This is a genomic window from Paenibacillus cisolokensis, assembly GCF_018403665.1.
Taxonomy (GTDB): Bacteria; Bacillota; Bacilli; order Paenibacillales; family Paenibacillaceae; genus Paenibacillus_AH; species Paenibacillus_AH cisolokensis.
This window is the reverse complement of record NZ_BOVJ01000034.1, coordinates 1-8,897: the sequence shown is the minus strand read 5'-3', so window position 1 is coordinate 8,897 and position 8,897 is coordinate 1. Positions and strand designations below refer to the sequence as shown.

7 protein-coding genes are annotated in these 8,897 nt (G+C 50.1%); all 7 read left to right on the top strand.

Annotation, left to right across the window (positions count from 1 at the left end):
• The first annotated feature begins 178 nt into the window (after positions 1–178).
• A complete protein-coding gene (locus PACILC2_RS04830; RefSeq protein ID WP_213527827.1) occupies positions 179–1,048 on the top strand; it encodes a hypothetical protein in 870 nt (289 codons plus the stop codon).
• Between the two features lie 41 nt (positions 1,049–1,089).
• On the top strand, positions 1,090–1,359 hold the full coding sequence (locus PACILC2_RS04825) for a hypothetical protein (RefSeq protein ID WP_213527825.1): 270 nt from the start codon (positions 1,090–1,092) through the stop codon (positions 1,357–1,359).
• An 89-nt stretch (positions 1,360–1,448) separates the two neighbouring features.
• Positions 1,449–3,092 (top strand): hypothetical protein, encoded by a 1,644-nt coding sequence (locus PACILC2_RS04820; protein ID WP_213527823.1) that lies wholly within the window; start codon positions 1,449–1,451, stop codon positions 3,090–3,092.
• Positions 3,093–3,112: 20 nt separating this feature from the next.
• Positions 3,113–3,382 carry a lytic transglycosylase domain-containing protein gene (locus PACILC2_RS29165; RefSeq protein WP_372447050.1) on the top strand — a complete coding sequence of 90 codons (270 nt, stop codon included), beginning with the start codon at positions 3,113–3,115 and terminating at the stop codon, positions 3,380–3,382.
• 138 nt (positions 3,383–3,520) lie between these two features.
• Positions 3,521–7,240 carry an LPD38 domain-containing protein gene (locus tag PACILC2_RS04810; protein ID WP_213527821.1) on the top strand — a complete coding sequence of 1,240 codons (3,720 nt, stop codon included), beginning with the start codon at positions 3,521–3,523 and terminating at the stop codon, positions 7,238–7,240.
• Positions 7,241–7,431: 191 nt separating this feature from the next.
• A complete protein-coding gene (locus tag PACILC2_RS04805; protein WP_213527819.1) occupies positions 7,432–7,986 on the top strand; it encodes a hypothetical protein in 555 nt (184 codons plus the stop codon).
• Positions 7,987–7,998: 12 nt separating this feature from the next.
• Positions 7,999–8,850, top strand: coding sequence for an N-acetylmuramoyl-L-alanine amidase (locus PACILC2_RS04800; protein WP_213527817.1), 852 nt, complete (start codon positions 7,999–8,001; stop codon positions 8,848–8,850).
• Positions 8,851–8,897: the final 47 nt, after the last annotated feature.

The window sequence follows — 8,897 nt, the reverse complement described above, 5'->3', positions numbered from 1 at the left end:
AAAAACGCCATGATCGAAGCACGATTGAAACAATATGAGCAGCAAATATTTTCGCTTGAGATCGACAGAACAGCCCTTATGGCTATCGAAGACACGGAGGGTATCAAAGGTATTGACCAGCGTATAGAAAACCTCAGAAAGGCGTACAAGGCCGTAGAAGCGATGAAGGAGGGATAACATGCCCGTACCATCCTTTTCGGGCCTACCACCCTTTCCGACATTTGAAGATCACTCGGATAAAATCAACAAGCTTGTGCAGGAGTTGCGGCAACTGCTGCTAAACCTGGACAGTTTGAATATCAAGTCTCTTACAGCTGACAAAATTACTGCAGGGACCATTGATGCGAATATTGTCACGATCCGAAGCGACTTGACCGCCGGTGCCTATATCCAACTTGACGGCAATGGAATGGTCATTAATAACGGAACTATTGATACGTTTAAAGCGGACATTAACGGCAATGTTACAGCTACAGGCATGACAATCCGGAATGATTTGTTGGGAAATGGATATGTCCAGTTAAACAATAATGGTCTGGTCATAAACAATGGCTTGTACGACACATTCAGGGCAGATATAAACGGCAATGTAACGATGACAAGCGCTTTGATTCAGAGTGCATCTGGTTATCCACGAGTAGTTATGGACCCGTCAAATACATTACTCGGTGCGTACCGCGATTCATCTAATTATATTGAAATAAGAGCCAACTATCTTGGATCTCCTGGTATCAATGTGTTTGAATCTGGAACGATGAGAGGTCAAATCGTATCTCGTAATAATGATTTAACGTTAATTGCAACTACTAATCTTGTTCTCTCAACAGCTGCTGGAAATGTGAAATTGGCACCAGCGACAGGATATTTGATTGAAGTTGATAACTGGAGCGAACTTAGAAGTACAAACCAGTCTCAAACGCTTCAAGAGGCTTTAAATGCTAAAGCGGATTATTTCACGGGTATTAGCGGTACAGTATATGTGGCGACAACTTCAGGAGGTCCGGCAAATAAGGCAATTACTTTTTCTAATGGAATTCGCACTTCATAGATGGTAAAATGTTCTTAGAAAACGAAAAAGAGGTGCGGATAATGAAGAGAATGGCGGTACTGTTAATGGTTGTGGTTTCACTCTTATTTTCGGCCACAGCGTATGCAGAAATTGACCCGTATGATGATCCCAAGTACAACATTAAGGCATGTATCGCGCATCTGAACAAAGACATTGCCCGAGTGAAAAATGACATCAAGACTTTCGAGAAAAACAAAACCAAATATAAAAAGCAACTTGAAATCAGCATCAAAGAACTTGAAGGATTGATGAAGCTTAAAGCGTATTATGTGGAACGCTTATACGCATGAAAAAAGGACATCTCAAAGGTGTCCTTTTTGTTTTCCATTATATGAGTCTACCATGAGGTAGGCTCTTTTCTTATGCAAGGAGGGATAACATGGCGGTAGCCACAAGCCCGAATGCTTACACAACCGGTATTCGAAAAGCGCTAAATGAACGGGGCATAGCCAACTCTCAAATCGGTTACAACCCTAATACCGGCTATGTGACCGTCGGAGGACAGAACTTCATGAAGGCCGACAAAGCGTATAACGGGGCCACCTACACGAACAATGCCTGGAACGCCTATCAGCAACGACAGAACCAGCCGCAACAGACGACAACGAGTCAATCGACGTCACAGCCAACCGTTCAGCAGTATAACCCGTATTCGAATCTCCCAACGAATCCGTACACAACACAAGCGGATGAAGCGATTCGGGCCATTATGCAATTTGCGCAAAGTCAGCAGCGCGTCGATCCATACAACACAGCGCAATATCAGGCTTTTCAAGCACAGTCTGCACGTCGGGCAAACGAGGGTATACGTGCGGCGCAGGAGGCGCTTGGTTCAGCCGGTTTCGGTCGTTCTACAGCACTTGGGGAACGCGCACAGGGGATTCAGAACCGAGAGGCAGAGTACCTTGAAACACAGGTCATTCCGCAAATCTTGGCCCAAGAGGAAGCGCGGCGGCAACAACAATTCCAAAACCAGCTGGCAGCGTTGCAACCTCTGCTCAATCAACAGACGAGAGCAGACCAACAAGTACAGCAAGATTTTGCAAATCAATACGCTATCGGAGAGCTTACAGGGACGTTTCAGAGCCCGCAATTGCGCGATCTGTACAATCAGGTCTTGCAGCAAAAACAAGCCTATGCGGCGGCTACAACGCCGGAGGAACGGCAAGCAGCGAATGCAGCGGCAAATCAGTTGAGGGCACAGATTGCAGCGCTTGGCGGCGATCCGAATCTCGTCGGGGCAAACGTCAATTACAACACAGCCTTGGGCAATGCGCCTAGCTTCGGTGTTCGTACACTTGGAGGACAGCAACAAGACCTTGCGAATCGTCAAGCAAATCTCAACGCTGCCCTTGCAGTCGGAGAAGCTTCGGGCCGGCTGATCAGTCCGCAAGGGGATTGGGGCGGACTATTCCGGCAGGCTAACAACCCGAACACACCGTTAAACCTGGCGGGCCAACAGCAACAGTTCCAGCAAAGTATGGCGCTGCAACAGTTCCAGTACCAGCAACTTCGTGATCAGATCGCGGATGAACAATGGAAGCAGAAGTTCGACGAAGACGTTCGACGGTTTGGGTTGCAACAAGCACTTGACGAACAAATCCGCCTTGGCGGACTTGATCTTGACCGAGCACAGTTGGCATTGCAAAGAGCACAATTGGCATTGCAACGGTCACAATTCGAAGCCGATGAGGCTTACCGTTGGACCGCACTCGATAACGAGCTTGCACAAGCAGCTAATCGGAATGCGTCACAGGGCAACGAGTACAGCGGCATGACACCGAATCAGGTCTATAACGCTCTGATCAGCCTTTACGGCGGCGATACAGGTAGACTACCAACCGTTTCGGAGGCCATAACGCCAGAGCAGAAAACACAGGCCCAAAACATTCGGGAGCAAGCCTTCCTAAGCGCAATTGACGCCGGTCTCCCGGACGCACAAACTGATCAATTGCTCGCGCTGCTCGGCTTCACGAAGTCCGAAATTGCAGAGTTTAGCAAAAAGTACGGCGCGGGAAAGTAACAGGCTCTGGTAATGTCAAAGTGCCGTCGCAATACCAGAGCATTGTTTCTTCGGCGGCAGATCGATACGGCGTCGATTCGGGTCTTATCGCCGCGATTATACAGGCCGAGAGCAGTTTCAATCCCAATGCGAAAAGTCCTGTAGGGGCACAAGGATTGATGCAGTTAATGCCCGGTACTGCTCGCGATCTTGGGATAAATAATCCCTTTGACCCGGAACAGAACGTCATGGGTGGTACGCAGTACATTAGCCAAATGCTGAAAAATACAATGACCCGCAACTGGCACTAGCCGCCTATAACTGGGGCCCTGGTAATCTGGACAAAGCAATCAAGAAATATGGGGCCGACTGGTCTAAAATCAGGGCAAATGCACCGAAAGAAACACGAAATTACGTGGATAAAGTCATGAAGAACTGGAGGGGATAGCGTGGCATCGAAATATGACGAGATCAGGAAAAACCGCATTCGTCAAGGTCAAGAAGCGAAAGAGCGCGTCATGAGCGGTATATATCGTCAGCCGGTATCCTCTCCGGCATCCGAGCAAACATCGAAGTACGACTCAATACGGAATCGATCTCGTGACCTTGTAGGTTCAGCGCCGGTTGAGATTAATCAAGACGTTCGTGCTCTTGCTCCCGATCTGTTTAATCCGTTCAAACAGATTCAGGACCTGGAAAGGCGACTTCAATCGCCGCTGCCAGCTGCGCCAAGGCAGGAGGATACAAGCGCGTCCGCTGCACAGCGACAGCAGAAGACCGAGCAATCACCATTGACACGACTTGCAAGAGGTACGCAAAACCTGCTCACTCGAATTATCCCTGGTAACTTCGGAGAACAGAAAATCGAGCGGCCCATTGAACAAATTGGGGATGTGGTGAGGGCTACCGAAATACCGGGCGTGACCACACCAAACCCCGTAACGAACTTCCTGCGGGGCGCAGGTGACACCGCCACCTTTGGCCTGTCATCTTATTTGGACCGCTCTATGGGACTCCCAGAGCGCGCAGAAGGGGCCACAGAGACGACAGCGGGTAAGATTGGACAGATCGCCGGGGGATTAGCTCTCCCGGCCGGAAACATCAGGGCGGGCGCATCGCTTGTCAGCAACATCGGACGCGGTGCTGCTGCTGGTGCCCTGCTTGGTGCAGGTGTGGAAGCCGGGGAAGCGCTGACCGGGAGGAATGATCAATCACTTGGGCAGCGTGCCCTTGACGTAGGCATATCCACTGCGTTGGGCGGTGCCGGAGGGGCAGCAGGAGACTTGCTGTTACGTGGCGTGAATCGTCTGCAGAGAGGGCGGACAACTCAACCTATACCGATTCCAGAACGTGCCCAACAAACCCCACAATTGCCATCGCCTAGAGTGGAATCGCAGGCGGTACAAGCACCAGCTGCACAAGTGCAAAAAGGCGATTGGTTTACGAACCTGTTCGGCAAACAAGGTGTCGGCATTACGCCAGCTCTAAACCGAAACCGCCGCAACCTTGCAACGACAGAAGGGCAGATCGTAGACAATCCTCTGCGCAGGGACGCACAAGGGACCATTGATGAAGTACAGGCAGCAGGACGGGCAGCGTATCAGAACCTTGTAGACTTAACGGCACCTCTTAAACACATCGATGCCAGGACGTATGACGCCGCCCAAGACGTGCGCCGAGCTAATAACCTTGCAAATACGATTGTGCAAGACAAATTTGTTGACCCGCAGGGCAATGTGATCGGTGCAGGACTCAAAGAAATACTGAACAAGGTAGCGCGTGGCCGTGGTCCCGAGTTTGAGGATTATTTAATTCTTCGCCATGCTCTGACCCGTATGGCTCGCGGAGAACGGGTGTATGACCCAAAACTGAACATGACGCCGGAAAAAGTCCAACAGCGCATCGATATGCTTGAACAGCGATATCCGGAATTTCGTGGCATAGCTAACGAATGGGACCAGTACACCGAGAATTTACTTCGTGTATACGGCGAACAGGAAGGCTTGCTTTCGGCTGCCCAGGTGGATGCCTTGCGTCAAGCAAATCCAAACTATGCGCCTATGCGTCGGCAGTTCTCCTTGTCGGAAAAGTATTCGCAGCCGTTTGCAATGCGGACTAATTCATTTTCCGGCCAAAAGGCTCCGATCAAGGAAGTCAGTCCGACCGGTTCGGCCCGGAAGATTGTTAGCCCTGTGCGATCGATTATTGAAGCAACCGGGGCATGGACAAATGCTGCTATGCGTAACAGAGTGATGCAAACCATCGTCGATAAGCTCCGTCAGGACCCGGAATCGCTCAAAGGAATCATCTCGTTTGTGGACGAATCAGCAGACGCAACGAAAAAGTCACTGGACGAGATTAACGAAATTCTTAGCAAAGACGGAATGGAAGGACTTCTTGAGCACCTAAACGATGAATTCTCGGTCATATTCCGCAAGAGCGCGCAGAAGGGCGCGAGAACGGACAATATCGTTACAGCAATGGTCAATGGCCAACCGATCAAGATGCGTGTTGAAAATCCGGAAGTGTTCAAGGCATTGGTGGGACTTGGACCGCAGGAAACGAATCTTGTCTTGGATGCCTTGGGAGCACTCAGCAAAGCGACGAAGTTCGGGGCTACCGGTCCGCTTGCTCCGCTATTCGCAGCTCGAAGCCTGTCGACAGATGTCATACAGTCCATGATCCAATCTAAACAACCACTAATGCATCTGTATGACCTGGGATATGCAATCCTAAGCTCGCTTGCAAACCAACTACCAAAGAATACGCCGGGATTTAATGCCCTTCGTAGCCTTGCAGAGGACTTCGCGCGTACGGGTGGGGAATACTCGGCCATCTTGATGGGGGACCGTGCATTAAACCGTTCTGTCCGGAATCTGCTGCGCGATCCTATATTGTCCGGTCGGAACATTGCAAGAGCAGTGGTAAGCCCTATTACAGGCACTTTCCGGGCGCTTCATAAGATATCGGATATATCCGAGAACCTAAACCGCATGGCGGCTTACAGAGGCGCTCTGAGGCGTCTAGGAGGCGAGAGGACACCTGAGAACATCCGTCAGGCAATGCGGGAAGCACAGGAGATCACGACGAATTTCAGCCGCAAGGGTGCAGGTTCTGAAAGCATCGAGAAAGTCATACCGTACTCCAATGCGGCGATACAAGGTATCAGACGATTCGCGAAGCAGTTCCAACAGAACCCGGTCAAAACAATGGCTGCGGTAACGACTCTTGTGCTCGCCCCGAAGGTATACGAATATGCCCGTTTTGGGGATGACCCGGATTATCAATCCCTTCCGGCTCGTGAAAAGTATCGAAACCTGATTGTCGGTAAAAACGCCGATGGGACGTTCATTAAAATCCCAATGCCGCCCGAGTATAACGCCTTGGGGGCTTCCATGGTGGATATGCTTCGTGCATATAAGGACGGCGATCCGGTCAACTGGAGAATGAGCGCAGACGCTATCGTGAACGCCTATACACCGCCGTTCTTGAGTGGTGCGCTGCAGGGTGTGACACAAGGAGGAGGTTTTGATCAATCCTTGATCGGAGCGATCAATGCTACATCCGTGGCTGCTCCTTTGGCTGTAGCGAATAACCAGTCCTTTACTGGTGCTCCGATTGTACCGAAGCGTCTGGAAGGGCGATCTCCGCAATATCAATATGACGAGCGCACAAGCGCAATAGGGAAGGTAATCGGGGAACAACTTGGCATGTCTCCTATGAAGGTAGACTATCTCTTGAGGGCATACGGAGGCGATCCAGCGCGACTGCTCCTACCTCTTACGTCCGAAGTCGGTGCAGGGAATACGCGCAATACGCTGCTTAAAAACTTTATCGTTGACCCGACATTCACAAACACACTGTCCGAGGAATTCTACAACGCGAAGGAACGTCTGTCACAGGCTAAGAAAGACCTTGCCGACGTGGGCGCGGAACCGCCGAGCTGGTACAGCGAAGAACTCGCCAAACTGGTGACTTCCACGGCAAAAGGTTCGGTATCTAAACGTCTGTCGGACCTTAGCAAGCAGAAACGGGAAGTCAGCGCGAGCAAGGCATTAAGCGCGAAAGAAAAGACACAAAGGTTGAGAGACATACAAGCACAGATTAATCAAATATATCTGGACGTTAATGCACGTCTTGCAGCTGCCGGTGTTCCCATGCACCGTTAAGTGTGATATAATCAAATAGGCCGTATGCGGAAGCACCGCTGCGGCTTTTTCTATTTGGAGGGAATGATGTACATTGAATTTGATGAATCTGAATATCTCGAATCTGCTGTAAGCGATGAGGCATTACGTCTTGTCGCTTCTTTTTGTGGCCGGGAAGTCGCGGACAAACTGCTGTATAAGGACAAAAAGCTATGTACGATCTATACGAATTCATCAAAGCGCATTGGGGCAAACCGATAACCTGGACGACCATCGTCGCTCTTACCTTTATGATCATCGATAAAGCCGGAAGGCGTCTCATTACGCATCAGATGAAACGCCTTTTCCATGTCCGGGACAAAAGCGAATTTCGGCAATTCACCGAGAATCAGGCGCGTATAGAGGCCGAGATATTGGCCATTGCCGAGCATCTGGGGGTGAACCTATCAAACGTTCAGAAATCTTCAAGCACGGCTCAGACGAGCTCAAAGCAATTGTCAAGTGGATTCTGGAAGGGGATCACCGGAAAGAAATATTTAAGGAGGATCAGCATGGAAAGGATAAATAAAACCATCTTAGTACCGCTGCTGGCGGCAATTGCTACGTTTATCAAGCAGGTTTTTGGAGTAGAGATACCGGACGAGCACATTGATATGATCGCCAATGTCATTCTGTTTATCTTGATGGTCATTGGTATCTTTATCGCTCCTAAAAAGAAGGAGCAAGAGAAGGAAAAGCCCTCTGACGCAGAAGCTTATTATCATTAAGGGGGAAACGTTTTGGAAATCATACCGAAGTTTATCACAAGCGGTGGAGACAGACTCGGAACAAAACCAATCATTATTGTAAATCACATCAGCGCCGGCACGATGCAGTCCATGTACAACCACTTTTCGAATCCGGCAAACCTGGCATCATCCACGTTCGGTGTAAGCCGCAAGGGGGAAATTGTGCAGTATCTTCCCTTTGAACTCAAGCCCTGGACAAACGGTCGTATACAGCAGCCGACAGCACCCATAATCAAAGAGCTTATGGGCGATCCAAACCGTTATTCTGTCACTATCGAGCATGAAGGTTATGCGAATCACGGACTTGACGGCAATCTGACAGAGGAACAATTCCTCGCCACCTGTTGGCTGCATAAGCACATCCAAACCGAGGTCATGAACCGGTTTGGCGTTCGTATACCACTGAATAGTCACCAGGTCATCGGACACTGTCACATTGACAGCGTGGGGAAGCCGTTTTGTCCCGGCCGTAACTTCCCGTGGACACGTCTATACAGTGAACTCGCCATCGCGGACAAGATGACCATGGAAGAGTACAGCGAACGCATCGATTACCTCTCGCGTGACGGTTCTAAGCGCTCTACTGCGTACGCGATTGCCGAGCGAGTAAAAAGCCTAGGGGAACGCCTAACGGACCCTGTATGGGGCGCTGCGGCCCGTGCAAAGTTGAATTGGCTTATACCGGTTCTTGACCATGTTGGCGGGGAAACGACGCCGGAAGGGATTGTAAAGCGTGTGCTTGAACTATACAGCACGGCCATGGGATCGGGAAAATACTCACCGGAGGGCGTTCGAAAGCTTCTGTTGTTTGAGCCGATTATGAGGGAACGGGGCCTGCTCTAATAGGGCAGGTCCATCCACATTTTAATTAATAAGGAAACATCACAAAA